Annotated in this window: 23 protein-coding genes; 15 read left to right on the top strand and 8 right to left on the bottom strand. The window is 63.2% G+C overall.

Going from position 1 to position 26,158, the window contains the following annotated elements; all coding sequences use genetic code 11:
• Nucleotides 1–28 precede the first annotated feature (28 nt).
• From JQ597_RS27115 to JQ597_RS27090, 6 genes are all read right to left on the bottom strand, one after another.
• Complete coding sequence (locus JQ597_RS27115; protein WP_212268447.1) at nt 29–1,834, bottom strand: gamma-glutamyltransferase family protein; 1,806 nt, start codon at nt 1,832–1,834, stop codon at nt 29–31.
• Between the two features lie 88 nt (nt 1,835–1,922).
• The gene (locus JQ597_RS27110; RefSeq protein WP_212268446.1) at nt 1,923–2,921 is read right to left on the bottom strand and encodes an ABC transporter ATP-binding protein; all 999 of its coding nucleotides are present in this window, start codon (nt 2,919–2,921) and stop codon (nt 1,923–1,925) included.
• Nucleotides 2,918–3,916 carry an ABC transporter ATP-binding protein gene (locus JQ597_RS27105; protein WP_212268445.1) on the bottom strand — a complete coding sequence of 333 codons (999 nt, stop codon included), beginning with the start codon at nt 3,914–3,916 and terminating at the stop codon, nt 2,918–2,920. The genes JQ597_RS27110 and JQ597_RS27105 overlap by 4 nt, the downstream gene beginning before the upstream one ends.
• Nucleotides 3,913–4,884, bottom strand: a complete 972-nt coding sequence (locus JQ597_RS27100; RefSeq protein ID WP_212268444.1) for an ABC transporter permease — start codon at nt 4,882–4,884, stop codon at nt 3,913–3,915. The genes JQ597_RS27105 and JQ597_RS27100 overlap by 4 nt, the downstream gene beginning before the upstream one ends.
• A 14-nt stretch (nt 4,885–4,898) precedes the next feature.
• Complete coding sequence (locus tag JQ597_RS27095; protein ID WP_212268443.1) at nt 4,899–5,879, bottom strand: ABC transporter permease; 981 nt, start codon at nt 5,877–5,879, stop codon at nt 4,899–4,901.
• A 105-nt stretch (nt 5,880–5,984) separates the two neighbouring features.
• A complete protein-coding gene (locus JQ597_RS27090) occupies nt 5,985–7,580 on the bottom strand; it encodes an ABC transporter substrate-binding protein (RefSeq protein ID WP_212268442.1) in 1,596 nt (531 codons plus the stop codon).
• A gap of 194 nt (nt 7,581–7,774) precedes the next feature.
• On the opposite strand from JQ597_RS27090, the gene JQ597_RS27085 reads away from it, so the two are divergent.
• The 7 genes from JQ597_RS27085 to JQ597_RS27055 all read left to right on the top strand — a co-directional run bounded on the left by JQ597_RS27085 (nt 7,775) and on the right by JQ597_RS27055 (nt 17,108).
• Nucleotides 7,775–9,028 carry an NAD(P)/FAD-dependent oxidoreductase gene (locus JQ597_RS27085; RefSeq protein WP_212268441.1) on the top strand — a complete coding sequence of 418 codons (1,254 nt, stop codon included), beginning with the start codon at nt 7,775–7,777 and terminating at the stop codon, nt 9,026–9,028.
• Between the two features lie 99 nt (nt 9,029–9,127).
• Nucleotides 9,128–9,382: a DUF6489 family protein gene (locus JQ597_RS27080; protein WP_209843454.1), complete on the top strand. Its 255-nt coding sequence runs from the start codon at nt 9,128–9,130 to the stop codon at nt 9,380–9,382.
• Nucleotides 9,382–10,179 (top strand): esterase/lipase family protein, encoded by a 798-nt coding sequence (locus JQ597_RS27075; RefSeq protein ID WP_212268439.1) that lies wholly within the window; start codon nt 9,382–9,384, stop codon nt 10,177–10,179. The genes JQ597_RS27080 and JQ597_RS27075 overlap by 1 nt, the downstream gene beginning before the upstream one ends.
• Before the next feature lie 102 nt (nt 10,180–10,281).
• Complete coding sequence (locus JQ597_RS27070; protein ID WP_212268437.1) at nt 10,282–11,829, top strand: WS/DGAT/MGAT family O-acyltransferase; 1,548 nt, start codon at nt 10,282–10,284, stop codon at nt 11,827–11,829.
• A 9-nt stretch (nt 11,830–11,838) separates the two neighbouring features.
• Nucleotides 11,839–12,834, top strand: coding sequence for an alpha/beta fold hydrolase (locus JQ597_RS27065; protein ID WP_212268435.1), 996 nt, complete (start codon nt 11,839–11,841; stop codon nt 12,832–12,834).
• A 188-nt stretch (nt 12,835–13,022) separates the two neighbouring features.
• Nucleotides 13,023–16,259, top strand: coding sequence for a bifunctional cytochrome P450/NADPH--P450 reductase (locus JQ597_RS27060; protein WP_212268433.1), 3,237 nt, complete (start codon nt 13,023–13,025; stop codon nt 16,257–16,259).
• A gap of 174 nt (nt 16,260–16,433) precedes the next feature.
• On the top strand, nt 16,434–17,108 hold the full coding sequence (locus JQ597_RS27055; RefSeq protein ID WP_212268431.1) for a spermidine synthase family protein: 675 nt from the start codon (nt 16,434–16,436) through the stop codon (nt 17,106–17,108).
• Nucleotides 17,109–17,155: 47 nt separating this feature from the next.
• Here the strand turns inward: JQ597_RS27055 and JQ597_RS27050 are convergent, their stop codons facing one another.
• Both JQ597_RS27050 and JQ597_RS27045 read right to left on the bottom strand, forming a co-directional pair.
• Nucleotides 17,156–17,620, bottom strand: coding sequence for a nuclear transport factor 2 family protein (locus tag JQ597_RS27050; RefSeq protein ID WP_212268429.1), 465 nt, complete (start codon nt 17,618–17,620; stop codon nt 17,156–17,158).
• Nucleotides 17,621–17,724: 104 nt separating this feature from the next.
• Nucleotides 17,725–18,642, bottom strand: coding sequence for an alpha/beta fold hydrolase (locus JQ597_RS27045; RefSeq protein WP_212268427.1), 918 nt, complete (start codon nt 18,640–18,642; stop codon nt 17,725–17,727).
• A gap of 255 nt (nt 18,643–18,897) precedes the next feature.
• Between JQ597_RS27045 and JQ597_RS27040 the strand changes: the two genes are divergently transcribed.
• From JQ597_RS27040 to paaA, 8 genes are all read left to right on the top strand, one after another.
• Nucleotides 18,898–19,278 (top strand): hypothetical protein, encoded by a 381-nt coding sequence (locus tag JQ597_RS27040; protein ID WP_212268517.1) that lies wholly within the window; start codon nt 18,898–18,900, stop codon nt 19,276–19,278.
• The gene (locus JQ597_RS27035) at nt 19,275–20,360 is read left to right on the top strand and encodes an alpha/beta fold hydrolase (RefSeq protein ID WP_212268425.1); all 1,086 of its coding nucleotides are present in this window, start codon (nt 19,275–19,277) and stop codon (nt 20,358–20,360) included. Before JQ597_RS27040 ends, JQ597_RS27035 begins: the two co-directional genes overlap by 4 nt.
• On the top strand, nt 20,357–20,950 hold the full coding sequence (locus JQ597_RS27030; RefSeq protein ID WP_212268423.1) for a GNAT family N-acetyltransferase: 594 nt from the start codon (nt 20,357–20,359) through the stop codon (nt 20,948–20,950). Before JQ597_RS27035 ends, JQ597_RS27030 begins: the two co-directional genes overlap by 4 nt.
• 247 nt (nt 20,951–21,197) lie before the next feature.
• Complete coding sequence (locus tag JQ597_RS27025) at nt 21,198–21,674, top strand: phasin (RefSeq protein ID WP_212268421.1); 477 nt, start codon at nt 21,198–21,200, stop codon at nt 21,672–21,674.
• A 215-nt stretch (nt 21,675–21,889) separates the two neighbouring features.
• A complete protein-coding gene (locus JQ597_RS27020) occupies nt 21,890–23,176 on the top strand; it encodes a DUF445 domain-containing protein (protein ID WP_212268419.1) in 1,287 nt (428 codons plus the stop codon).
• Nucleotides 23,177–23,364: 188 nt separating this feature from the next.
• On the top strand, nt 23,365–24,135 hold the full coding sequence (locus JQ597_RS27015; protein WP_212268417.1) for an esterase/lipase family protein: 771 nt from the start codon (nt 23,365–23,367) through the stop codon (nt 24,133–24,135).
• An 82-nt stretch (nt 24,136–24,217) separates the two neighbouring features.
• Entirely contained in the window at nt 24,218–25,087 is an 870-nt protein-coding gene (gene paaX, locus JQ597_RS27010) for a phenylacetic acid degradation operon negative regulatory protein PaaX (RefSeq protein WP_212268415.1), read from the top strand.
• Between the two features lie 75 nt (nt 25,088–25,162).
• Nucleotides 25,163–26,155, top strand: a complete 993-nt coding sequence (gene paaA, locus JQ597_RS27005) for a 1,2-phenylacetyl-CoA epoxidase subunit PaaA (RefSeq protein ID WP_212268413.1) — start codon at nt 25,163–25,165, stop codon at nt 26,153–26,155.
• The last annotated feature ends 3 nt before the right edge of the window (nt 26,156–26,158 follow it).

Genomic DNA, 26,158 nt, shown 5'->3' with positions numbered 1-26,158 from the left:
CTCAAACCTTACAAGTCATCTGAAGCTCTTATCGTCCGGCCGCGTAGCCTTGCATGCCCCGGGGATTGGCGGCCGCACGGCGGCGGCGGCCGACCTTGGAGGCGGCGGTGAGGCGGCCTTCCGACCAGTCGGGGCCGACCTCGACGACATGGCCGCGGCTCTTCAAGGTATCGATAGTCGCCTTCGGCACGCGGTTTTCAACGACCAGCACGCCGGGCCGGGCGGTGCGCGGCCAGAACGAGATCGGGAAATGTTCGGAGTGCCATGCCGGCGCGTCGATCGCTTCCTGCAGGTTCAGATTGGCGTGGACATGGCGCAGGAAGAATTGCGTGGTCCATTGATCCTGCTGGTCGCCGCCGGGCGAACCCCAGGCCATGTACGGCTCGCCGTCGCGTAGCGCCATGGTCGGCGAGAGCGTGGTGCGCGGGCGCTTGCCCGGCGCCAGTGCCGCGGGATGGTCTTCCTCGAGCCAGAACATCTGGGCGCGGCTGCCGAGGCAGAAGCCGAGTTCGGGAATCACCGGCGAGGATTGCAGCCAGCCGCCGGACGGCGTCGCCGAGATCATGTTGCCGGCCTGGTCGATGATGTCGAAATGCACGGTGTCGCCGCGCACCTCGCCGAAGCGGCCGACGGTCGGCTCGCCGGCGCCCATGGCGCCAACCGCCTCGCGATGGCCTTCGGCGCGGCGCAGTTTAACGACCGACCCGAAACCTTCCACGGAGCCGGGGAGGAAATCGAGCGAGGCCTTGTCCCTCGAGATCAGCTTGCGGCGCTCGTCGTTATAGGCGTCCGACAGCAAGGTCGCGATCGGGATGTCGGTAAACTTTGGATCGCCGTAGAATTTCTCGCGGTCGGCGAAAGCGAGCTTGGCGCATTCGGTCTGCAGATGGATGAATTCGGGCCCGGCGGGATCGAGCCCGTCGAGTTCGAAGCCCTTCAACAGCGCGAGTTGCTGCAGCATGACAGGGCCCTGGCTCCAGACACCAGGCTTGCACACGGTGTAGCGGCCGTAATCATAGGTCAGCGGCGCCTCGACGGTCGGCTGCCAGCGCGCCATGTCGTCGGCACGGAGCACGCCGCGATGCGGCGAGCCGCTGACGTCCATGATGTCCTGCGTGCGGCAGAACTTGTCGATCGCCTCCGCGACGAAGCCGTGCGACCAGGCTTTTCGCGCGGCTTCGATCTGCGCGACGCGATCGCCGCCGGCGCTCTCGGCTTCTTTCAGGATGCGGGCGTAGGTTTCCGAGAGCTGCTTGTTTGTGAAGAGCGTGCCGGGTTTTGGCACTTCATTGTTCGGCAGATAGACCGCAGCCGATGTCTTCCAGTGATTACGGAACAGTTTTTCGACGATCTGAATCGTCGCCGCCGCGCGCTCCACCAGGGGATAGCCGTCGCGGGCATAGGCGATCGCAGGTTCCAGCACGTCGCGCAGCCGCATCGTGCCGTAATCGCGCAAGAGCAACATCCAGGATTCGAACGTGCCGGGCACGCAGGCCGCGAGCAACCCGGTGCCGGGCACCATCTCCAGCCCCTCGCTGCGGTAATGCGCGATGGTGGCGCCCGCCGGCGCCGGGCCCTGGCCGCAGATCACTTCGGTGCGGCCGCGCTTGGTGTCATGCACGATGATGGGCACATCGCCGCCCGGGCCGTTCAGATGCGGCTCGACGATTTGCAGCGTGAAGGCGGTGGCAACGCCCGCATCGAACGCATTGCCGCCCTTTTCCAGGATGCCCATCCCGACTGCGGTGGCGATCCAGTGGGTCGAGGTCACGACGCCGAACGTGCCTTCGATTTCCGGCCTGGTCGTGAACGGATCGGGATTGATGTTGCTCATGGGAATCCGATGCTGCGCTGGTATTTGGTGCGCCACTTGACCACAGGCGAGGCCTGCTGCCAACCGTTTGGTTGACCCATCCCTGTGATCAGGCAGGCACGGCCTCGGCCGGCGAATTGACGGCGTGGCAGGCGACGCCGTTGATCAGTGCGGGCGCCTGCTGGCGGCAGAGATCGTAGACCAGCGGGCAGCGCGGGTTGAAGGCGCAGCCGGGCGGTGGGTTGATCGGATTGGGGATCTCGCCCTTGACCGGAATCCGCTGGCGGCCGGACATCGCGAGATCGGGAACCGCACCCAGCAGCATCTTGGTGTAGGGCATCCGTGGATTGCTGAAGAGTTCGCGCCCTTCCGCGATTTCGACGATGCGGCCGAGATACATCACGCCGATGCGGCTCGCCATATGCCGCACCACGGCAAGGTTATGGCTGATGAAGAGATAAGTCAGGCCGAACTTGTCCTGCAGGTCGCGCATCAGATTGAGGATCTGCGCCTGCACGGAGACATCAAGCGCCGAGGTCGGCTCGTCGCAGACGATGAATTCGGCTTCCGAGGCCAGCGCGCGGGCGATCGCGATGCGCTGGCGCTGCCCGCCGGAAAACTCATGCGGAAATTTCAGGCCGTCGTCGGCATGCAGGCCGACGAGACTCAGCAATTCACCGACGCGTGCGGCGATGTCGCGCTCGCCCGCGATCAGGTCGAAGGCGCGGATCGGCTCGGAGACGATGGCATCGACCCGGAAACGTGGATTGAGGCTCGCATAGGGATCCTGGAAAATCATCTGGATGCGGCGGCGCAGCTTCTGCCGTACCTGCGCCTGCCTTGCATCGGTCATCGAGACGCCGTCGATGACGACTTCGCCGGAGCTCGGCGGCAGCAATCCGACCACCATCCGTGCCACGGTGGTCTTGCCCGAACCGGATTCGCCGACGAGGGCAAAAGTCTCGCCCTTCTTGATGCCGAAGGTCACGCCGTCGACCGCCTTGAGGAATTCCAGGTGCCCGCCTTCAAGCACGCGGTTGAGCCACGGCTTTGAGACGTCGAACTCGCGGCGCAAATTCCTGACGTCGATGAAGGGTACCGCGCTCATGCCGCGGTCTCCTTGATCGCCGTCTTGGGCGCGGCATCATAGAGATGACAGGCCACGGCCTGCGTACCGTGCGCGATCGGCTCCGGACGCTCGACGCGGCAGCGGTCGAAGACGAAGCCGCAGCGCGGGTTGAACGAGCAGCCTTTCGGGATCGCCGACAGCCGCGGCATCGAACCGGGTATCTGCACCAGCCGCTTGTCTTCGCCCGCCAGCGTCGGGATCGCGCCCATCAAGCCCTTGGCGTAGGGATGCAGCGGGTTCTGCACGACGTCCTGAACCGGGCCGATCTCGGCAATCCTACCCGAATACATCACCGCGACGCGGTCGGAGGTTTCGGCGATCACGCCCATGTCGTGCGTCACCAGCATCACGGCGGTGCCATGGTCGCGGCCAAGGCGTTTGATCAGCGAGATGATCTGCGCCTGCACGGAGACGTCGAGGGCCGTGGTCGGCTCGTCGGCGATGATCAGATCCGGTTCGGCGCAGATCGCAAGCGCGATCACGACGCGCTGGCGCATGCCGCCGGAGAATTCATGCGGATAGGCATCGATGCGTTTTTCCGGCGCGGGAATTCCGACCTCCGCCAAAAGGTCGATGGCGCGCTTGCGCGCCGCGGTTTCCGAGAGATTGAGATGGGTCTGGATGGTTTCGACGATCTGGTCACCGATCTTGTAGAGCGGATTGAGGCTGGTCAGCGGATCCTGGAAGATCATCCCGATGCGTTTGCCGCGGATGCGGCGGATTTCTTCCGGCGGCAGATGATCGATCCGCATCCCCGACAGATAGATCTCGCCGCCCGAGATGCGTCCGGGCGGATCGATCAGGCCGATCACGGCAAGCCCCGTCACGGATTTTCCCGCGCCGGATTCGCCGACCACGCCGAGCACCTCGCCCTTGGCGATGTCGAAGGAGATACCGTTGATGGCGTGCAAGACGCTGCGGCGGGTGTGGAACTCCACCTCGAGGTTACGCACGGAAAGGACAGGGTTGGTCATCGGAGCTTCGGGTTGAGCGCGTCGCGCAGCCAGTCGCCGAGCAGATTGATGGACAGGATCAGTCCGGCCAGCGCAAAGCCGGGGAAGGCCACGATCCACCATTCGCCCGCAAACAGATAATTGTTGCCGATCCGGATCAACGTGCCCAGCGACGGCATGGTATCGGGCATCCCGGCGCCGAGGAATGACAGCGTGGCTTCCGTAATGACGGCGAGCGCCAGGTTGATGGTGGCGATCACCAGGATCGGACCCATCGTGTTCGGCAGCACGTGACGCAGCATGATGATGGGGGCGGGGAGCCCGATCAATTGGGCGGCGGCGACATAATCCTTGTTCTTCTCGACCATGACGGAGCCGCGCACGGTGCGGGCATACTGCACCCAGAAACTCAGTCCGATCGCGATCACCAGCACCACCAGCGTACTCATGGCGTCCAGCCGGTTGCCGAACACCGACTTGGCGACGCCGTTGACCAGGAGCGCGATCAGGATGGCCGGGAAGGTGAGCTGCACGTCGGCGATGCGCATGATCAGGCCATCGACCGCGCCGCCGACATAGCCAGCGATCAGCCCAAGCGTAATTCCGAGCGTGCCGGCGAAGACGACGCCGAGCACGCCGACGACGAGCGAGATCCGAAGCCCGTAGAGAATGGCCGAGAACACGTCGCGGCCCTGTTCGTCGGTACCGAGCAGGAACGGGCTTTGGCCGTCGGCGGTCCACAACGGCGAAATGCGCGAATTCATCAGCTGAAGCTGCGCCGGATCGAACGGGTTCTGAACCGAAAGGACCGAAGCGAAGATCGCCAGCAGGAAAAACAGGAGGGTAACGGTTGCCGCCACCATCGTCAGCTTGGAACGGCGGAACGAATAGAAGATGTCGCTGTCGAGCGCGCGTCTGAACCAGCCCGTGCCGGCGCGCGCAGGCGCTGCGCTCGGCTCGGCTCGGTGGGGAACGACGGCGTCGGACATTGATAATCCTTCTTTCAAGCCGGACGGCGGATGGTCGAGCGCAGCCGCGGATCGACGACGGTATAGAGGATGTCGACCACCAGGTTGATGGTGACGAAGATCAGCGACACCATCAAAAGGTAGGCCGCCATGATCGGGATATCGACGTTTTGCACTGCCTGCACGAACAGCAACCCCATGCCCGGCCACTGGAATACGGTCTCGGTGATGATGGCAAATGCAATAACCGAGCCAAATTGCAACCCGGCCACCGTGATGACGGGAACCAGCGTGTTCTTGAGCGCGTGGCCGAAATGGATCGCCCGCGTGGTCAGGCCGCGGGCACGCGCGAAGCGGATGTAATCGGTGCGCAGGACTTCCAGCATTTCAGCACGCACCAGCCGCATGATCAGGGTCAGCTGGAACAGGCCTAGCGTGATGGACGGCAGGATCAGCGCCTTGAGGCCGGAAAGAGTCAGGAGGCCCGTGGTCCACCAGCCCACCCGCACGACATCGCCGCGGCCGAACGAGGGCAGCCAGCCCAGCGTCACCGAGAACAGATAGATCAGCAAAATACCGATCAGGAAGGTCGGTAGCGAAATTCCGATCAGCGATACGGCCTGGAATATTTTGGCAAGCGCGCTGTCGCGTTTGAGCGCCGAATAAACCCCCATCAGGATGCCGAACACCATCGCGAAGATGGTGGCGCAGATCGCGAGTTCCAGCGTCGCCGGCATGCGCTCGGCGAGCAGGCTCGAGACCGGCTGCCGGAATTGATAGGACACGCCGAATTTGAACTGGGCGGCATTGCCGAAATAACGCGCGAACTGCATCACCACGGGATCGTCGAGACCGAGCGACTTGCGCACCGCTTCGCGTTCGGCCGCAGACGTATCCAGTGAGACGATCTGGTTGACGGGGTCGCCGGCGAACCGGAACATCGAAAACGAGATGATCCCGACCGCAAGCATGACGCCGATGGCCTGGATCGCCCGGCGAAGAGTGAAAGCGAGCATGTGATCCTTTCACTTCTCTCTTTACGCTGTGGCGGACGCCACTGTCCGCCGGAAACGAAAAGTCCCGGGGCGTGAAGCCACCGGGACCTGGGTCGTTGGGCCTGCCTACGGTTCTTTGACCATCCAGTAGGGCAGGACCTGGTTGTCGGCGCGCTGCACCACTTTGAGTTTTTTCGACACGCCCCAGGCCAGGGCCTGCTGATGCAGCGGGATGTAGGCGTAATCCTTCGCCGCGATCTCGAACGCTTCCTTGATCAGCTGATCGCGCTTGGCAGGATCAGGTTCGACCAGCACCTTGTCGGTGATCTCGTCCATCTTCTTGTTGCAGTAGCCGGAAACGTTGGCTTCGCCGCGTGAGGATTTCGGGTCGTCGCGGCAGCCCATGATGTCATAGAGCACATTGTGCGAGTCCGACGTGCCGGGCGTCCAGCCGAGCAGATAGAACGATGACTGGTAGCCGCCGGGTTTCAGGATCTTGGCGAAATACTGCGCCTTGGGCTGCGCCAGCAGATCGACCTTGACGCCAATGCGCGCCAGCATGCCGACCACCGCCTGGCAGATCGCGGCGTCGTTGACATAGCGGTCGTTGGGGCAATCCATCGTGACCTGGAAACCGTCGGGATAGCCCGCTTCCGTCAAGAGCTTCTTGGCGCCGTCGGGATCGAATTTCGGGCGGGTAAAGTCCTTGGAAAGCGGAAACAGTTGCGGCGCAATCATCAGGGCCGAGGGCGTCGAGAGCCCACGCATCACGCGGGTCTTGATCAGTTCGATATCGATCGCCTTGAAGAAGGCTTCGCGGACCTTGATGTCCTTGAATGGATTCTTGCCCTTGATGTTCGAATACAGCAATTCGTCGCGGGCCTGGTCCATGCCGAGGAAGATGGTGCGCAGCTCAGGCCCCTTCATCACCTGGGTGGTCGGGGTGGAATCGACGCGGCCGATGTCCTGGGTCGGAACCGGCTCCATGATGTCGACTTCGCCCGACAGCAGGGCAGCGACGCGCGTGGCGTCGGACCCGATCGGCGTGAAGACGATTTCCTTGAGATTGTGCTCGGGCTTGCGCCACCAGTTCGGGTTCGCCTTGAACACGGTCTTGACGCCGGGTTGATGGCTCTCGACGGTGAAGGCGCCGGTGCCGTTGGCATTGAGCGAGGCGAAGCTCGGCGTCGTCGCTGCGGCCGGCGTCGGCGCCGTGGCGTTGTTCGCCTCGGCCCACTTCTTGTCCATGATGTACCAGGTATCCCACTGGTAGTGCAGAATGGGATTGGGCGAGGTCAGGATGAAATCGACGGTGTTGTCGTCAACCTTGACGACCTTTACGTCGGCGGCCACGCGGGCCTGTACGTTCGAACCCTTGGCGCGAGCGCGGTCGGCCGAGAACACCACGTCGTCGGCGGTGAAGGGGTCGCCGTTCTGGAACTTGACACCCTTGCGCAAATGAAAGCGCCAGCGGGTCGGCTCCGGGGTTTCCCAGCGTTCGGCCAGCCCCGGAATGATCTTGAGGTCCTTGTCGCGCGCAATCAAGCCTTCATAGACCTGCCCTAGATGCGCATGCGTGGTGCTTTCGTTCAGCGTATACGGATCCAGCGATTTGAGGTCGCCCTGGTTGGCGTAGCGCAGGGTCTGGGCCGATGCCGGCGCAACCGCAAAGCCGAGCATTGTAACCGTAGCCGCTGCAAGCAAACTCTGACGTAACGACATTTGTTCGATTTCCCCGCTTTGATCAGCCCAATTCCGCAATAACGGCGGATATTGCCGATCCATGTTGCCAAAGTCCAGCCGCCGCGCAAGCGCGATCTCGTTCAGCGAACCGGTTTGCGCCGCGATGCGGCAACGACTAGCTTCACCTTAAGCTGAGCGCGAGACCGCGTTACATTAAACTTTCGGAGTGCCGGGTGGCGGAACTGAAGGCTGACGTTCTTGTGTTGGGGGCGGGCATGGTCGGCGTCGGCGCTGCCCTGCACCTGCAGAAAAAGGGCCGCGATACGGTCCTGATCGACCGGCACGAACTTGCCGGCGAGGAGACCAGCTATGGCAATGGCGGACTGATCGAATGCGCGTCGGTCTTTCCCTACATGTTTCCCCGCGATCTGCGCCAGATCCTGCAATATGCGACCAACCGTACGCCGCAGTTGCGTTATCATTTCGCCGATCTGCCGTCCTTCCTGCCCTGGCTGATGCGTTACTTCCTGGCGTCTTCGCCGGAGCGTGCGCTGCACAGTGCAATGGCCGAACTGCCGCTGATCCAGCGCAGCCTGGTCGAGCATGAGGCGTTGATCGCGGAAGCCGATGTGCCGGAGCTGTTGCGCCGGACCGGCTGGATCAAGCTCTATCGTTCCGATGCGACGCTGGCGAAAGCGGTGAAGGAACTCGAACGCGCCAAGCAATATGGCGTCGCGGGCGACATCCTCGACGCATCTGCTATCGCGGCGCGCGAGCCGAATTTGACCGGCGATTTCGCCGGCGCGGTGCATTTTCCCGATCCCGGTTTTGTCCCCGATCCCGGCGGCCTCACCAAGGCCTATGCGGCGCTGTTCGGCCGCAAGGGCGGCCGGTTCCTGGTCGGCGATGCGCGAACGCTCGAACAATCCGGTGCGCGCTGGCGCGTCGCAACCCAGAAAGGCTCAATCACCGCGCGCGAAGTGGTCGTCGCGATGGGGCCGTGGTCCGATCAGATCTTCGCCCCGCTCGGCTATTCGATCCCGCTCAACGTCAAGCGCGGCTATCACATCCATCTGGCGCCGCGCGGCAACGCCGTGCTCAATCATCCCGTGCTGGACACCGATCAGGGCTTTCTGCTGGCGCCGATGAACCGCGGCATTCGCCTGACCACCGGCGCCGAGATGGCCCGCCGCGATGCGCCGCCGACCCCGGTCCAGGTCGAACGGGCCATGCCAAAGGCGCATAAGTTGTTTCCCCTGGGGGAGCCGGTCGACGCCCAGCCATGGAAGGGGGCGCGGCCCTGTTTGCCGGATATGCTGCCGGTGATCGGGAAGGCGCCCCGCCATCCCGGTTTGTGGTTCGATTTCGGTCACCAGCACCACGGCTTGACGCTCGGACCCGCAACCGGCCGGCTGCTGGCGGAAATGATGACCGGCGGGACCCCGTTTGCCGATACTACCCCTTTTGCTGTCGAACGTTTTGGTTGACCATAGGGGGCGAATGGGGGCCCGGGAAGACGGTCTTGTCCTTGCGTGACTCAGCCAGTCACGGTGATACTGCGGCAAGCCATTAATGAAGGAGCGGCCATGAAGGTAAACGTCGAAATTGATTGCACGCCGCTCGAGGCCCGGCAGTTTTTTGGACTTCCGGACGTTCAGCCGATGCAGACCGCGGTCATGGACAAGTTGCAGCAGCAGATGATGGCCAACATCGACAAGGTCTCGCCGGAATCGCTGATGCAGTCCTGGTTCACCTTCGACCCCAAGATCGCTGAACGCTTTCAGGACATGTTCGTGACCATGGCCGGTCTCGGCGGCATGGCCAAGAAGGACAAGAAATAGTGGCCGTCGCGGAGGACTCGCCGGCGGCAGAACGCAAGCTTCGTCCGCCGAGCCTGTTCCTGATGCTCGCCGAAGCCAGAAGCGTGTTCGAACTGAATTCGAGTCTGCTGCTGTCGCCGCTGTTGATGCGCGCCCCGAAGGGCGACGGTCATCCGGTGCTGACGCTGCCGGGATTTCTCGCCAGCGACCTGTCGATGGCGCCGATGCGGCGCTACCTGAAAGAGCTCGGCTACGACACCTATGCCTGGAACATGGGCCGGAATTTCGGCGGCGTCGCCAGCAAGCGCGGTGCGTTACGCGACCTCGTCAGGCGAATCCACGAGACCGCGGGACGAAAGGTCAGCATCATTGGCTGGAGTCTCGGCGGCATCTACGCACGCGATCTCGCGCTGCAACTGCCGGACCTGGTGCGATCGGTGATCACGCTCGGCAGCCCGTTCGCCAACGACATCACCGCGACCAATGCGACGCGACTGTACGAAGCGCTGTCGGGGGAAGGCATCAACGACAATCCAGAGATCCGGGAAGCGATCGCCGGCGACCTGCCGGTGCCCGCGACCTCGATCTATTCCCGCACCGATGGCATCGTGAACTGGCGTACCAGCCTGCTGCGCCCCTCCAGCAAGGCCGAAAATATCGAGGTGCATCTCGCAAGCCATATCGGCCTTGGCGTCAACCCGGCCGCCTTGTGGGCGGTGGCCGACCGCCTGGCGCAGCCGGAAGGCGAATTTAAGCAATTTGACCGATCGGGGCCGTTTGCCATTGCATATGGGGCCCCGGAAAATGCACTATCCTGACCAATGTCGTTGAAGACCGGGGACACCCAACCCCCGTATTCAGGACCATCTGAACGCCAGAAGCGCCATCAAGGCGTCGCGTGATCTCTGCGGGAGGAAAACATGACTGACGCCAAGAAACTGTCCTCGATGGACGCGTCGTTTCTGTATCTGGAAACGCCGGAAATGCCGATGCATGTCGGAAGCATGGCGATCTTCCGCCTGCCCGAGAATTACAACGGCAACTTCTTCGAAGAGTTCAAGGCGATGATCGGCTCGCGGCTGCATCTTGCGCCGATCCTGAAAGCGCGCCTGGAAAAGGCGCCGCTCGACATCGATCATCCGTCCTGGGTCGAGGACGACCAGTTCGACATCGACCGCCACATTTTCCGCGGCAGCCTGCCGGCCCCCTACGACCGCGCGACGCTGGAGCGCATCGTCGGCTGGATGCATGCCAAGCTGCTCAACCGCGCCCGCCCACTCTGGGAGTTCTATGTCTTCGAGGGCATGAAGGACAACGAGATCGGGCTTTATTCCAAGATGCACCACGCCTGCATCGACGGCGGCGCCGGTGCGGCGCTGACCAACATGATCTACGATCTGACGCCGGTGCCGCGCCAGGTCGAGCCGCCGACCGCGCGCAGAGTCGCGCAGGAGCCGCGCGATATCGCCGCCAACCTGATCGATTCCTATCAGCAGCTCTGGCGCCAGCCGTTCGATTCCTCCACCGCGCCGAAGAGCCTGGAATTGCCGCGTTCGGGCAAGAGCGATCTCGGATCGATCCTGTTCGACAACGCCATGTTCCAGATCGAGAGCGCGGTGAAATTCGCCGCCAGCGTGCCGACGATGCTTAAGAGCGTTTCCGAAGTGGTCGGCAAGATTTCCGATCCGAAGTCGCGCGACAGCATCGCCAGCATGGTTTCGCCGCCGACCATCCTGAACAAGGCGATCTCGTCGGAGCGCAGCTTTGCCGGCACCTCGATCTCGCTGTCGCGGGCCAAGGCGGTGGCGAAAGCCTCCGGCGGCAAGCTCAACGACGTCGTGCTGGCGCTGTCCTCCGGCGTGGTGCGGCGCTATCTGCTGCAGCAGGGCGCGCTGCCGACCAAGTCGCTGACGGCGGCGGTGCCGATTTCGCTGCGCGAGGAAGGCAACACCGAGGCCAACAACCAGGTGTTCGGCATGATCTGCTCGATCGCCACCAACGTCGAAGATCCCAAGGGGCGGCTGGAGGCGATCATCGCGCAATCCACCAAGTCCAAGGAAATGTCGCACCCGCTGCGGGCCCTGATGCCGCAGGTGTCCAACATCTCGATGCTGGGCGCGCCGATCGTGGTGCAGATCCTGGCGCTGCTCTACAGCCGTTCCGACCTCTCGAACGTGCTGCCGCCGGCGGCGAACATCACCGTGTCCAACGTGCCGGGGCCGCGGCAGACGCTCTATGCGGCCGGCGCGGAGTTGCTGCACATCTTCCCGGTGTCGATCTCGACCCACGGGCTGGCGCTCAACATCACCGTGCAGAGCTATCGCGACCAGCTCGATTTCGGCTTCATCGCCGGCGCCAACATCATCCCGCATGTCCAGGTCTTGTGCGACATGCTTCCGCTGGAATTTGAAGCGCTGGAGGCGGCCTATGCGCCGCCGCCGTCCAAGATGACCAGCGCGGCTGAATAGGGTTTTGCAATGATTGAAATGCCGCCGCTGCAGTTCGCCGAGACGAACGGCATTCGCATGGGTTACTACGAGGCCGGGCCGAAGACCGACAAGCCGCCGGTCATACTGTGCCACGGCTGGCCGGAGATCGCGTTCTCCTGGCGTCACCAGATCAAGGCGCTAAGCGAGGCCGGGATCCGGGTGATCGCGCCGGATCAGCGCGGCTATGGTTCGACCGACCGGCCCGAGCCGGTCGAGGCCTATGACATCGAGCACCTGACCGGCGATCTCGTCGGCCTGATGGACCATCTCAAGATCGACAAGGCGATCTTCGTCGGCCACGACTGGGGCGGCTTCATCATCTGGCAGATGCCGCTCCGCCACATCGACCGCGTTGCCGGCGTGGTCGGCATCAACACGCCGCATCACGATCGCCCGCCGGCCGATCCGATCGAGCTGTTCCGCAAACGGTTCGGCGACAGCATGTACATCGTGCAGTTCCAGAATCCGGCCCGCGAGCCCGACAGGATCTTCGGCAGCCGGGTCGAGCAGACGTTTGACGCCTTCATGCGCAAGCCGGTGCCGCGGCCCGCCGACACGCCCGCCGATCAGGTAGTTGCCGGCGTCGGTGCTTCACCGCGACTCAATTTGGCGTTTCCGCAGATGATTGCGGGTTACGATGCCAAGCATGATCCGCGCACACCAATCCTGTCGCCGGAAGAGAAGAAGGTGTTCGTCGATACGTTCACGAAGTCAGGTTTCACGGGCGGCATCAACTGGTACCGCAACATGTCGCGCAACTGGCAGCGTTCGGCCGCGATCGATCACACGGTGAAAGTACCGGCGCTGATGATCATGGCCGAGAACGACCATGTGCTGCCGCCGTCGTCGGCTGACGGCATGGAAAAGATCGTTCCCGATCTCGAAAAATATCTGGTGCGCGACAGCGGCCATTGGACGCAACAGGAAAAGCCGGACGAGGTCAGCGCCAAACTGATCGAATGGCGCAGGAAGCGGTTTGGCTAGAGCATAAATTACCTTATCGTCATTGCATGCAACAAACGCGAAGCGTTTGTGCAAGGGAGCGAAGCGACGAAGCAATCCATTCTTTCTTTTCAAGGCGAGATGGATTGCTTCGCTTCGCTCGCAATGACGAGCTGATACAATGACGGGCTGATACAAAGAATCGGACCAAGGCAGGAGACAATTCGACAATGGCGTCACCGAACAAACTCAGTCCGATTCCGCATCCGCCGAAGAAACCCGTTGTCGGCAACATGCTGTCGCTGGATCCGAACGCGCCCGTTCAGCATCTGGTGCGGCTGACCAAGGAGCTCGGGCCGATCTTCTGGCTCGACATGATGGGTGCGCCGCTGGTGATCGTGTCGGGCCACGATCTCATCGATGAACTGTCCGACGAGAAGCGCTTCGACAAGGCGGTGCGCGGCTCGCTGCGCCGGGTGCGCGCGGTCGGCGGCGACGGTCTTTTCACCGCCGACACGTCAGAGCCGAACTGGAGCAAGGCGCACAACATCCTGCTGCAGCCGTTCGGCAACCGCGCGATGACGTCCTATCATCCGAGCATGGTCGACATCGCCGAGCAGCTGGTGAAAAAATGGGAGCGGCTGAACGGCGACGAGGAAATCGACGTCGTCCATGACATGACCGCGCTGACGCTCGACACCATCGGCCTCTGCGGCTTCGACTACCGTTTCAACTCGTTCTATCGCCGCGACTATCATCCGTTCGTGGAATCGCTGGTGCGCTCGCTCGAGACCATCATGATGACCCGCGGCATCCCGCTGGAAGGCCTGTGGCTGCAGAAGCGCCGCAAGGATCTGGCGCTGGACGTCGCCTTCATGAACAAGATGGTCGACGAGATCATCGCCGAGCGCCGCGGCAACGCGGAAGCTGCAGAGGGCAAGAAGGACATGCTCGGCGCCATGATGACCGGCGTCGACCGCGCCACCGGCGAGCAGCTCGACGACGTCAACATCCGCTACCAGATCAACACCTTCCTGATCGCGGGCCATGAGACCACCAGCGGCCTCTTGTCCTGCACGCTCTATGCGTTGCTCAAGCATCCCGACGTGCTGAAGAAGGCCTATGAGGAAGTCGACCGCGTGCTCGGTCCCGATGTCGACGCGCGGCCGACCTATCAGCAGGTCACGCAGCTGACCTACATCACGCAGATTCTGAAGGAGGCGCTGCGGCTGTGGCCGCCGGCGCCGGCCTATGGCATCGCCCCGCTCCAGGACGAGACCATCGGCGGCAAATACAAGCTGAAGAAAAACACCTTCGTCACCGTGCTCGTCATGGCGCTGCACCGCGATCCCAGCGTGTGGGGCCCGAACCCTGACGCGTTCGATCCGGAGAATTTCAGCCGCGAGGCCGAGGCCAAGCGCCCGGTCAACGCCTGGAAACCGTTCGGCAACGGCCAGCGCGCCTGTATCGGGCGCGGCTTTGCGATGCACGAGGCGGCGCTGGCGATCGGCATGATCCTGCAACGCTTCAAGCTGATCGACGTCAACCGCTACCAGATGCATTTGAAAGAGACGCTGACGATCAAGCCGGACGGCTTCAAGATCAAGGTGCGCCCGCGTGCCGACAAGGAGCGCGGCGCGTTCGCTGGTCGCGCCGCTGCAGCGGTGGCGGCCTCGAACACAGCCGCAGCACCAGCCCGCAACCGCCCCGGCCACAACACGCCGCTGCTCGTGCTCTACGGTTCCAACCTCGGCACCGCCGAAGAACTCGCCACCCGCGTTGCCGATCTCGCCGAGGTCAACGGATTTTCGACCAAACTCGGCGCCCTCGATGACTACGTCGGCAAGCTGCCCGAGCAGGGCGGCGTCCTGATCTTCTGCGCCTCCTATAATGGCGCCGCCCCCGACAACGCCACGCAATTCGTCAAATGGCTGGACAGCGGCTTGCCCAAGGATGCGCTGGCCAAAGTCCGCTACGCGGTGTTCGGCTGCGGCAACAGCGACTGGGCGGCGACCTATCAGTCGGTGCCTCGTGCCATCGACGAGCAATTGGCCGCGCACGGCGCGCGCAGCGTCCATGGGCGCGGCGAGGGCGATGCCCGCAGCGATCTCGACGGCCAGTTCGAAAAATGGTTTGCCGCCGCCGCAGCCGCAGCAACCAAGGAGTTCGGCCTCGCGTCGACCTTCACCCGCAGCGCGGACGACGCGCCGCTCTACACGATCGAGCCGGTGGCGCCGACCGCCGTCAACGTGATCGTGGCGCAGGGCGGCGTTTCCCCGATGAAAGTGCAGGTCAATTCCGAGCTGCAGAACAAGGCCGGCGCCAATCCGTCCGACCGCTCGACGCGGCATATCGAAGTGCAACTGCCACCGGGCGCTTCCTATCGCGTCGGCGATCACCTCAGCGTGGTGCCGCGCAACGATCCGGCGCTGGTCGATTCCGTCGCGCGCCGTTTCGGCTTCCTGCCCGCCGATCAGATCCGGCTCGCGGTCGCCGAAGGCCGCCGTGCGCAACTGCCGACCGGCGACGCCGTGTCGGTCGGGCGTTTGCTGACCGAGTTCGTCGAATTGCAGCAGATCGCGACCCGCAAGCAGATCCAGATCATGTCGGAAAACACGCGTTGTCCGATGACCAAGCCGAAGCTGCTGGCCTATGTCGGCGATGACGCCACCTCGACCGAGCTCTATCGCAATGATGTACTGGCGAAACGTAAATCGGTGTTCGACCTGCTGGAGGAATATCCGGCCTGCGAGCTGCCGTTCCATGCTTATCTCGAAATGCTGTCGCTGCTGGCGCCGCGCTATTATTCGATCTCGTCGTCACCGGCGGGCGATGCTTCGCGCTGCAGCGTCACCGTCGGCGTGGTCGAAGCGCCTGCGAGTTCGGGCCGCGGCGTCTACAAGGGCGTTTGCTCGAACTATCTCGCCGGCCGCCGCGCCGGCGACACCATCCATGCCACGGTGCGCGAAACCAAGGCGGGCTTCCGCCTGCCGGACGATGCGTCGGTGCCGATCATCATGATCGGACCCGGCACGGGGCTGGCGCCATTCCGCGGCTTCCTGCAGGAGCGCGCCGACCGCAAGGCCAAGGGCGCGAGCTTAGGCGCGGCGATGCTGTTCTTCGGCTGCCGCCATCCCGAGCAGGACTTTCTCTACGCCGAAGAACTGAAGGCGTTCTCCGCCAACGGCATCGCCGAACTGCACACCGCGTTCTCGCGCGCCGACGGGCCGAAGACTTATGTGCAGCATCTGGTCGCGGCGCAAAAGGATCAGGTGTGGAACCTGATCGAGAAGGGCGCGATCGTCTATGTCTGCGGCGACGGCGGCAAGATGGAGCCGGACGTCAAGGCCGCGCTGGTGTCGATCTATCGCGAACGCACCGGCGCGGACGAAGCAGCAGGCCTGCGCTGGATCGACGATCTCGGCGCCAGGAACCGCTACGTGCTGGATGTGTGGGCGGGCGGATAGTTTTTCATCCGTCGTCCCGGCGAACGCCGGGACCCATAACCACGAATGTGTGTTGCTGGAACTCGCTGTGGCTCCAGCCTAGCGCGACAATTGCCGCCTGTGGCTATGGGTCCCGGATCGCGCTTCGCTTGTCCGGGACGACAGCAATTTATAATCGTGTGCTAGAACCCCCACATGATTCCCTGGGAAAAAATCGATACCGCGCGTGTGCCCGGCACCGACGCGGAACTGCGCCTGATGAAGCGCGGCGCCGAGTTTTCCATCATGCTCGGCACCAACGAGCTGATGAACAGCCGCCTCAGTGGTTCCGAAGCCGCGCTCGCCACCCTTGCGGTCAAGAAGCTGGAAGCGAACAAGAAGCCGCATCTGCTGATCGGCGGATTGGGCATGGGCTTTACGTTGCGGGCTGCGCTTGCGGTGCTCGGCGCCGGGGCGCGGATCGTGGTGGCTGAACTGGTGCCGGCCGTCGTCGCCTGGGGGCGAGGTCCGATGGCGGAGGTTGTTGGCGGCAGCCTGAACGATACGCGCGTCAGCATTCAGGAAGTGGACGTCACCGAGATTATTCGATCCAGCCGATCGAAATTCGATGCGATTCTGCTCGACGTCGACAACGGCCCGGAAGGCCTGACCCGCAAGGCCAATGATGGGCTCTACAGTTCAGCCGGATTGGGCGCGGCACATACCGCGCTTCGTCCCGGCGGCGTCCTGGCCGTCTGGTCGTCCGGACCCAACGCGCCGTTCTCAAAGCGGCTGCGTGCCGCCGGTTTCGATGTGAATGAGGTTGCCGTGCGCGCCACCGGAAGAGGCGGCGGCGCGCGCCATGTCATCTGGATCGCAACACGCACGTAGTGCGTCACGCTGCTCCGCGTATCGGTCGATGATGCCCGGACGATGCCTCAGAACATCGTGTTGCTGTTCGCCGGATTCTCGGGGATCGGCTGGACGACGTCCCAATGCTCGACGATCTTGCCGTTCTCGAGCTTGAAGACGTCGATGATCGCGCTCCCCCTCGTGCCGGGCTCGCGAATGGCGTGGACATGCAGGATGACGTAATCGCCGTCCACGAACGAACGCTTGATCTCGCTGCGGGAGTTCGGGAATTTCTCGCGCAGGAATCCAATGAACTTGCGGAAGCCCTCGGGACCGTCAGCGGCATTCGGATTGTGCTGGACATAGCGATCGCCCATATAGGCGATCGCGCCGTCGGCATCTTTCTGGTTTAGCCCCTTCTCATAGAAGTCGAGCACCGCTTTTCTGTTGGCTTCCTGCTGCGCCGCGGAGGCGGCCCAGGCGCTCGGAGAGGCGAGGGCGAACAGGACGACGGTGGCCAGGGCGATGCGTGGCCGAAAAAAGAGATCCATGATCGGGCTCCATCTGACGATATCGGTGTGCCGTCTATAGTACTCGACCCCGCCGGCCGTAAGAGGGCACCCGATACTCACGAAGTCACCTCGAAGTAACCTGATCAAGCCGCCTTCGCCGCCGCACCATGGGCGTGCTTGTCGATGGCATCGATGATCTGCGGCCACATCGGGATCGGCAACGCGTGGCCCATGCCGTCGATCATCACAAGCTTCGCGCCTGGCACAGAGGCCGCGGTATCCTTGCCGCCCTCGGGCCGCACCAGGGGGTCGACGGTGCCGTGGATGACCAGCGTCGGCGCCTTCACGGCACTGAGCCGTTGCTTGCGGCTGCCGGAGGCGAGCACCGCGCGCAGCTGGCGGCCGACGCCGGCCGGGTTGAGGCCGCGTTCATAGGTGCGTTCGGCGCGCGAGCGGTCGAGCGCTTCGTCTTCCGGAAACGAGCCGACGCGCAAGATTTTCCAGGTTTTTGCAAAGCGTTCGAAATACTCTTCCTTGGTCGCGGGCGGCGGCGCCATCAGCATGGCGGCGGCTTCCCGTGTCGGCCCCGGCACCTTGGGATTGCCCGTCGTCGACATGATCGAGGTCAGCGAGCGCACCCGTGCCGGAAACGAGATCGCGACTTCCTGCGCGATCATGCCGCCCATCGATGCGCCGACCAGATGCGCCGACTTGATGCCGAGCACGTCCATCAGGCCGACCGTATCCTTGGCCATGTCGATCAGTCTGTAGGGCGCGGCGACCGGGATCTTCAGGAATTTCAGCTTGAGCAGTTCGAGCGCGGTCAGACGCTTGCCGCCGGTCATGCGGGAGGATTTGCCGATGTCGCGGTTGTCGAAACGGATGACGCGAAAACCGCGCGCGGCAAGCTGGCGGCAGAAATCATCGTCCCAATGGATCATCTGGGCGCCGAGACCCATGATCAGCAGCAGCGGTTCCGCGCCGGGATCGCCGAAGCTTTCGTAGCAAATGTCGATGCCATTGGCGTGGGCGATCTGCGGCGGCTGATGGGCAAGCGTCACGTTGGCGGTCCTTTGGATCAGTCCTGCGATGGTACCTTGATGGGGTCTTGTATGGCACGGTTTACCGCATCGCAGAAGGCTTTGCTGCTCACTGTTAACCAGTCCCTTGTTCTGACGCGTTTTCCAGACGCGAACCGCTACCCGCTTCGCTTGAAAACGCGACGTCGCCCGGTTGACCGCCACGCCGCAACGGTGTGGTATGGCGGAATAATATCCGAGGCGTGGCAAAGCGCTCGTAACCAAGGGAGGGCGCCAATGGCCGACAAAGGCAATGATCCTGCCGTGATCTGGCAGACGATGATCGGGGAGATGGAGAAGGGGTTCAACTCCTTTGCCAACCAGGCGATGGCTTCGCCCGAATTCTCAAAAGTGATGAATCAGGTCGGCGGCGTCTCGGCCGGCGCGCAGAAGCAGCTCGGCGAGCTGATGGAGAAGTATCTCGTCAGCATGAACCTGCCGAGCCGGGCGCAAATGGTCGGCATGGCCGAGCGCATCCAGGGAATCGAAGGCCAGCTCAACGAGATCAAGGCGATGCTGCACCAGATCCATCACAATTCGCTGGCGCCTGAAGGCGGCTATGGCGCGGCGCGGCCGCCGCGCACCAAGCGTCCCCCGTCGGAGGGAGAGCAAAAATGAACGCGCCCGCAGCAGCCCTCGATCTGGCGTCGATTCCCGAGCGGATCCAGTCCGAGGTGCAGCGCGCGATCCAGCGCAGCATCAAGGGCGTCGAATACATCTCCTCGTCGGGCCCCGCGCTGGGTTCGACGCCGAAGGACGTGCTGCTCAGCCGCGGCACGCTGAACCTCTATCACTACCGGCCCATCGCGGACGAAATCTACCGCGTGCCGATCCTGATCGTGATGGCGACCACCAACCGCGGCTACATCCTCGACATGGTGCCCGGCCAGAGTTTTATCGAATTCCTGCTCAAGCGCGGCTACGACGTCTACATGATGGACTGGACCGCGCCGAAACCGGAGGAAAAATCGCTGCGGATGGAGGATTACGTCCTCGACTTCATCCCGGATTGCGTCCGCCGCGTACAGCAGGATTCCGGTGAAACAGACGTCACCGTGATCGGCTATTGCTTCGGCGGCGTGCTGTCGCTGCTGTACGGCTCGATCTTCAACGACGGACCGATGAAGAATTTGATCTGCTTCACCACGCCGATCGATTTCCGCGAGATGAAGCTGTTCTCGAATTTCTCGGACCGGCGCTATTTCGATGTCGATCGCCTCGTCGACAGCATCGGCAATGTGCCGCCGGAAATGATCCTGTCTTCGTTCGAAATGCTGCGGCCGGCGTCGCGCGCGGTCAGCCAGGTGAATTTGTGGGAGAACATCTGGAACGACGAATACGTCAAGGCCTACCGGATGATGGATCGCTGGGGCACCGACACGTTGCCGCTGGCGGGCGAGTATTTCCGCGCCATCACCAAGGACCTGATGTGGGACAACAAGCTCTACAACGACACCATGACGGTCGGCGGGCGTGCGGCCAATATCGCTGACATCAAGGTGCCGATCCTGCACGCGGTCGCCGAGCACGATCACATCGTGCCCTATGACGCGGCCAAGCACCTGATCGCCAAGGTCGGTTCGTCCGACAAGGAAGAGGTGGTCCTGAAGGGCGGCCATGTCAGCGTCGTCGCCGGCGCCAATGCGATCAAGCGGCTATGGCCGAAACTGGACAACTGGTTAGGTAAGAGATCAACATGAGTGAAACACGTTCCTATCCGCGCCACGTCAAGACCGACGCCGGCGAGATCGAATTCCGCCTGATGTCCCGCGCCGACGAGGCCGCGGTGCTGGCCTTCGCGCAAAAACTGCCGACGCATGATCTGCTGTTCCTGCCGCGCAACATCAGCCAGCCCAAGGTGCTGTCGGCCTGGATCAACGAGATCGAGCGCGGGCAGATCACGAGCCTGCTGGCCGTGAAGGGCGACGCGGTGGTCGGTTGCGGCACGCTGGTGCGCGACCCGCATTCCTGGTCGCAGCATGTCGGCGAGATCCGGATGGTGGTGTCGCAGGACGTGCGCGGGCAGGGCGTCGGCCGGGCGCTGTCGCAGGAGACCTTTGCGCTGGCGCTGGGCGCCGGCCTGGAAAAGCTCTCGGTGCAGATGACGGTCGACCAGCAGGCAGCGATCGCGCTGTTCGAGAGCCTCGGTTTCAAGGCCGAGGCCCTGTTGCGGGACCACGTCCGGGACGTCGACGGCAAGAAGCATGACATTGTCGTGCTCGGGCACAATGTGGCGCAGGTGCGAGCCCAGCTGGAGGCCTACGGGCTTCCAGGCGCCGTCCAGCACTAGAGGGTGGCCGCCCGGCACTAAAGCGGGCCGTCCGGCACCAAAGCCGGCCGTTCGGCATTAGACGAAAGTGGAACTTTTGCTGGTTCCCTAGGCAAACCGCTCATCATTGAGGCTCATCACGCATTCGTGATGTCGCGATGCAACATCGATATTGCGCCGCAACATTAACTATGGCACAACGATCTCGCCCCGGGCCACTCCGGACGGGGTGAGCCCATAGCTCAAACCTGAGGATGGAGAGACCCCCATGACCACCGAAACCAATTCCGTGCTGAACACCGTCAAGGAAGCCTTCGCGCCCGTCACCGAGGCGTTCACCAAGCTCCAGAACCTGGAAGTTCCGGAAGCTGCCCGTGAGTTCGTGAAGAAGCAGGCCGAGACCGCGAAGGTTCGCGCCGCCGACATGCATGCCGGTTCCGAGAAGGTGACCGCTGCCATCGAGACCGCCGTTGCCGGTTCGGTTTCCGAGGCTGCCAAGATCAGCCGCAACATCCAGCAGGCGTTTTATCAGGACGCGGAAGCGTTTTTCGCCGGCATCGACAAGCTCGCTTCGGCCAAGTCGCTGAGCGAAGCCGCCCAGATCCAGTCGGACATGGTCCGTGCGCGTGGCGAAGTGTTCGTCTCGCGGGCAAAGGCCACGTCAGAATATCTCGGCAAGCTCGTCGCCGACAGCGCCAAGACCGCTCAGGACAACTTCTCCAAGGTCTACAGCAAGACCGCCTGATCGCGATCTGCCAACTGCCCTTTTGGAAGGCCCGCCTAGGCGGGCCTTCTTTTTGTCTGAAGCCTCCATAAATCAATGGTCTCTCCTCCGTCATTGCGAGGAGCGAAGCGACGAAGCAATCCATGCCGGGTTTTGCCGAGGCGTGGATTGCTTCGCTACGCTCGCAATGACGGAAGCTGCTATCCTCGATCCCGAGGAGTCTTCCGAAAGCCGCCATGACCGTCCCCCGCACATTCGTCGTAGACACGCCTGCCGACGCGCAGCGGGCTGCCGAACTGCGGCGGGTCAAACTGCTGGCGACGCTGGTGCTGGCGGCGACGTTTGCGATCTTCATTGCGGCGAGGGCGCTGCTGCCGATCCACCCGGCGTTCGGCTTCGTCGCGGCCTTTGCGGAGGCCGCCACCATCGGTGGCCTTGCCGACTGGTATGCGGTGGTTGCCTTGTTTCGTAGGCCTTTGGGTCTGCCGATCCCGCACACCGCAATCATCCAGAGCAACCAGCACCGCATCGCCGACAAGCTTGGCGAATTCATCGAGCAGCATTTTCTGGAAGCGGCCCCGGTCGAAGCAAAGTTGCGGCAGATCGATTTCGGCTCGTTCATCGCCGACTGGCTGCGCGACCGCAAGCGCAGCGAGGATCTGGCGCGCTTTGCACTGCGGCTGTTGCCGGAAGCGGTTGCGGCCACGGAGAATTCCGGCCTGATGACCTTTGTCAGCCGCCGCATCACCTCGCAATTGATGTCGATCGATCTGGCGCCGCTCGCGGCCGGCACGCTGCGCACCTTCGTGAAGGAAGGCCGGCACCAGGGCCTGCTCGACGACATCATGCGCGCGGTGCATCAATCGCTGACGCAGGCCGAGACCATGGCGATGATCCGCGAGAAGATCCGCGACGAATTGCCGACGCTGCTAAAACTCTATCGCGCCGACCGGTTCCTGGTGAACAAGATCGTGGCGTCGGCGACCGCGTTCTTCGAGGAAGTGCGCAACGATCCCAAGCATCCGTTCCGCGACGAGTTCGACCGCATGGTGCTGACCTTCGTCGACCGGCTCGGCAGCGATCCGGCCTATGCCGAGCGCATCCAGGGGCTGAAGCGCGATCTCCTGGCGCGCCCCGAACTGAACAGCCTCGCGCGCCACATCTGGGAGAATGCGCGATCGTTCTTCGAGCGCAGCGCGTCAGGCGAGACGCAGGTGCTGGAGCAATATCTCGTGCGCATGTTCGTAACGGCAGGCGAGGCGCTGGCCGCTGACGCCGAAATGCGGGCCGAGATCAACCAGGGTCTGGTCGCCGTGCTGCGCAGTGTGGTTGCCGAACAGAAGAGCGGCGTCTCCACCTTCATCTCCGATCAGGTCAAATCCTGGGACATGGGGCAATTGATCGCGCTGATCGAAATCAACATCGGCCGCGACCTGCAATACATCCGCTTCAACGGCTCGCTGATCGGCGGGCTTGCAGGATTGGTGCTTTACACCCTCGAGTACCTGCTGCGGCTCGTGTGACTAATTCATCACGTCCACGTTTTTAGTTGTCACAAGTGTGAAGTAGGCCGTTGAAAGAAGAATTCCGGTTCCTTAGCTTTTTACGAAATAATGTTGCGTTGCGGAACGATTCTACCAGGCTTTCGTCTTCCCACTGAACCAGTGGCCGGCTGCCGCAAATTAAGGGGCCGAGCCCGAGAGGAGATATGATGTCCGTTGCTGCGCAGACGCTTCGTCCGCCGTCCAGAACCCTGATGTTTCTGGAGGGGCGGGCGATTTCCGAACTGGGGGCTTTCCTTGGTGCCTTGCCGCTCCTGAGTCTGGCGCCGCGAGGCGACGGGCATCCGGTGCTGGTATTGCCCGGTCTTGTGGCTTCCGACACCTCGACGCGTCCGCTGCGCAGCTTCCTGAAGAGCCGCGGTTATGCCGTCAGCGGCTGGCGCCAGGGCCGCAATCTCGGTCTGCGCCAGGGCGTGCAGCACGCGATGGTCGATCTCGTCCACGAATTGAACGACACGCATGGCCAGAAGGTCAGCCTCGTCGGCTGGAGCCTTGGCGGCCTTTACGCGCGTCAGCTCGCCAAGATGATGCCGGAGCGCGTACGCTCGGTGATCACGCTCGGCAGCCCGTTCGCGGCCGGCCCGAAGGCGACGAATGCCTGGCGCGTCTATGAAATGGCGAGCGGCCGCCGCGCCGACGAAGAGGACACGCGTTTCGGCGGGGCGCTGGCGGGCACGCCGCCGGTGCCGACCACCGCGATCTTCAGCCGTACCGACGGCATCTGCGCCTGGCAGGGCTGCAGGGAGCAGACCAGCGCGACGTCGGAGAGCATTGAGGTCGAAAGCAGCCATTGCGGCATGGGTCATCACCCCGCCGTGGTCTATGCGGTCGCCGACCGTCTGGCGCAGCCGGAAGGCAAATGGGCCCCGTTCGACCGCAGCGGCTGGCGCAGCATGGTTTATCCGAACCCGGATAGGTAATCGGGTTACCGATAGCTAATTCAGAACGCCGGCCTCGCGCCGGCGTTTTCGTGAATCCGCAAAACGCGGTATGCCTTGACGCATGCCGCAGCCGCTTGCCCGCATCGTCGAACAGCTCAAGCGCGAACCGTCGCGCACCGGTTCGATCGTCATCACCGTATTCGGCGATGCCATCGTGCCGCGCGGCGGTTCGGTCTGGCTCGGCACGCTGCTGGAATTCTTTGCCGCGATCGACATCGACAGCGGCGTCGTCCGCACCGCGATGTCGCGGCTCGCGAGCGACGGCTGGCTCGAGCGCAACAAGGTCGGCCGCAACAGTTTTTACCGGCTCGACAAGAAGGGGCGGCAGACCTTCGATACCGCCACCAAGCACATCTACGATCCGCCGCCATCCGACTGGACCGGGCGGTTTGAGTTGCTCCTGATCGGCAATGGCGGGGACCGCGATGCATCGCGCGATGCGTTGAAGAATGCCGGCTTCGGCAGTCCGCTGCCGGGCGTCTGGGTCGCACCGTCAGGCGTACCGGTTCCGGAGGAAGCCGCGGGCGCGATCCGCCTGGAAGTCTCCGCCGAGGACGACAGCGGCCGGCGCCTGCTCAGCGAAAGCTGGCCGCTTCAGCGCACCGCCGACGCCTATCTGAAATTCATGAAAACCTTTGAGCCGCTCCGCGCCTCGATCGGCCGCGGCGAGATTCTTTCCGACACGGATGCCTTCACCGCGCGGATTCTGCTGATCCACCATTACCGCCGCGTCGTGCTGCGCGACCCGCTGCTGCCGGCACCGCTTTTGCCCCGCGACTGGCCGGGCAGGGCGGCGCGACGGCTCTGCGGCGAGATCTATCGCGGGCTGCTTGCTGCGTCGGAACAATGGCTTGACGACCACGCGACCAACGAAAACGGGCCGTTGCCGAAGCCGGGCGGGGCGCTGGCGCGCCGGTTCGACGGGACGTAAACATGTTACAAAAATAACTTGCATTCGTATTTTTATGTTATATGTTGGAGGAAAGAACATACGGGGAGGTCGGCCATGTACACGCAGGCGCTCAATACGTCCGATGGCGATAACAGCCACATCGAGGACGCCGCACGTTCCGCAAACTTCCAGGCGCGCATCGATGCCGACGAGCGCATCGAGCCGAACGACTGGATGCCGGCCGCTTACCGCAAGACGCTGACGCGCCAGATTTCCCAGCACGCCCATTCCGAAATCGTCGGCATGCTGCCCGAAGGCAACTGGATCACCCGCGCGCCGTCATTGCGTCGCAAGGCGGCGCTGCTCGCCAAAGTGCAGGACGAATGCGGCCACGGGCTTTATCTCTATGCCGCCGCCGAAACGCTCGGCACCTCGCGCGAAGAGCTGGTCGATTTGATGCTGGCGGGGAAGTCGAGGTACTCCTCGATCTTCAACTATCCGACGCTGACCTGGGCTGACATCGGCGCGATCGGCTGGTTGGTCGATGGCGCGGCGATCATGAACCAGATTCCGCTGTGTCGCTGTTCCTATGGCCCCTATGCGCGCGCGATGATCCGCGTCTGCAAGGAAGAATCCTTTCATCAGCGCCAGGGCTTTGAGATCATGGTGACGCTGTCGAAGGGCACCGAAGAGCAGAAGGCGATGGCGCAGAGCGCGCTCGATCGCTGGTGGTGGCCGGTGCTGATGATGTTCGGCCCGCCCGACAAGGCAAGCCAGCACTCGGACACCTCAACCAAGTGGAAGATCAAGCGCTTTTCGAACGACGAGCTGCGCCAGAAATTCGTCGATGCCACCGTGCCGCAGGCGCAATTCCTGGGCTTAACGATTCCCGATCCCGGCATGAAACAAAATGCCAACGGCAACTGGGAATACAGCGCGATCGACTGGGAAGAATTCAATCAGGTGCTCGCCGGCAACGGCCCCTGCAATCGCGACCGATTGGCGGCGCGGCGCAAGGCGCATGACGACGGCGCCTGGGTGCGCGAAGCGGCGACTGCCTATGCGGAGAAGCGCAAGCAGCGCCAGCACGCGCAAGCGGCGGAATAGGGA

It is taken from the genome of Bradyrhizobium sp. AUGA SZCCT0177, from assembly GCF_018130125.1.
Taxonomy (GTDB): domain Bacteria; phylum Pseudomonadota; class Alphaproteobacteria; order Rhizobiales; family Xanthobacteraceae; genus Bradyrhizobium.
This window is presented reverse-complemented; position numbering and strand designations above follow the sequence as displayed.

Coding starts and splice junctions, on each gene's coding strand:
- JQ597_RS27115 (WP_212268447.1), bottom strand. CDS start 1,834: ATGAGCAACATCAATCCCGATCCGTTCACGACCAGGCCGGAAATCGAA.
- JQ597_RS27110 (WP_212268446.1), bottom strand. CDS start 2,921: ATGAGCGCGGTACCCTTCATCGACGTCAGGAATTTGCGCCGCGAGTTC.
- JQ597_RS27105 (WP_212268445.1), bottom strand. CDS start 3,916: ATGACCAACCCTGTCCTTTCCGTGCGTAACCTCGAGGTGGAGTTCCAC.
- JQ597_RS27100 (WP_212268444.1), bottom strand. CDS start 4,884: ATGTCCGACGCCGTCGTTCCCCACCGAGCCGAGCCGAGCGCAGCGCCT.
- JQ597_RS27095 (WP_212268443.1), bottom strand. CDS start 5,879: ATGCTCGCTTTCACTCTTCGCCGGGCGATCCAGGCCATCGGCGTCATG.
- JQ597_RS27090 (WP_212268442.1), bottom strand. CDS start 7,580: ATGTCGTTACGTCAGAGTTTGCTTGCAGCGGCTACGGTTACAATGCTC.
- JQ597_RS27080 (WP_209843454.1), top strand. CDS start 9,128: ATGAAGGTAAACGTCGAAATTGATTGCACGCCGCTCGAGGCCCGGCAG.
- JQ597_RS27070 (WP_212268437.1), top strand. CDS start 10,282: ATGACTGACGCCAAGAAACTGTCCTCGATGGACGCGTCGTTTCTGTAT.
- JQ597_RS27065 (WP_212268435.1), top strand. CDS start 11,839: ATGATTGAAATGCCGCCGCTGCAGTTCGCCGAGACGAACGGCATTCGC.
- JQ597_RS27060 (WP_212268433.1), top strand. CDS start 13,023: ATGGCGTCACCGAACAAACTCAGTCCGATTCCGCATCCGCCGAAGAAA.
- JQ597_RS27055 (WP_212268431.1), top strand. CDS start 16,434: ATGATTCCCTGGGAAAAAATCGATACCGCGCGTGTGCCCGGCACCGAC.
- JQ597_RS27050 (WP_212268429.1), bottom strand. CDS start 17,620: ATGGATCTCTTTTTTCGGCCACGCATCGCCCTGGCCACCGTCGTCCTG.
- JQ597_RS27040 (WP_212268517.1), top strand. CDS start 18,898: ATGGCCGACAAAGGCAATGATCCTGCCGTGATCTGGCAGACGATGATC.
- JQ597_RS27035 (WP_212268425.1), top strand. CDS start 19,275: ATGAACGCGCCCGCAGCAGCCCTCGATCTGGCGTCGATTCCCGAGCGG.
- JQ597_RS27030 (WP_212268423.1), top strand. CDS start 20,357: ATGAGTGAAACACGTTCCTATCCGCGCCACGTCAAGACCGACGCCGGC.
- JQ597_RS27025 (WP_212268421.1), top strand. CDS start 21,198: ATGACCACCGAAACCAATTCCGTGCTGAACACCGTCAAGGAAGCCTTC.
- JQ597_RS27020 (WP_212268419.1), top strand. CDS start 21,890: ATGACCGTCCCCCGCACATTCGTCGTAGACACGCCTGCCGACGCGCAG.
- JQ597_RS27015 (WP_212268417.1), top strand. CDS start 23,365: ATGTCCGTTGCTGCGCAGACGCTTCGTCCGCCGTCCAGAACCCTGATG.
- paaX (WP_212268415.1), top strand. CDS start 24,218: ATGCCGCAGCCGCTTGCCCGCATCGTCGAACAGCTCAAGCGCGAACCG.
- paaA (WP_212268413.1), top strand. CDS start 25,163: ATGTACACGCAGGCGCTCAATACGTCCGATGGCGATAACAGCCACATC.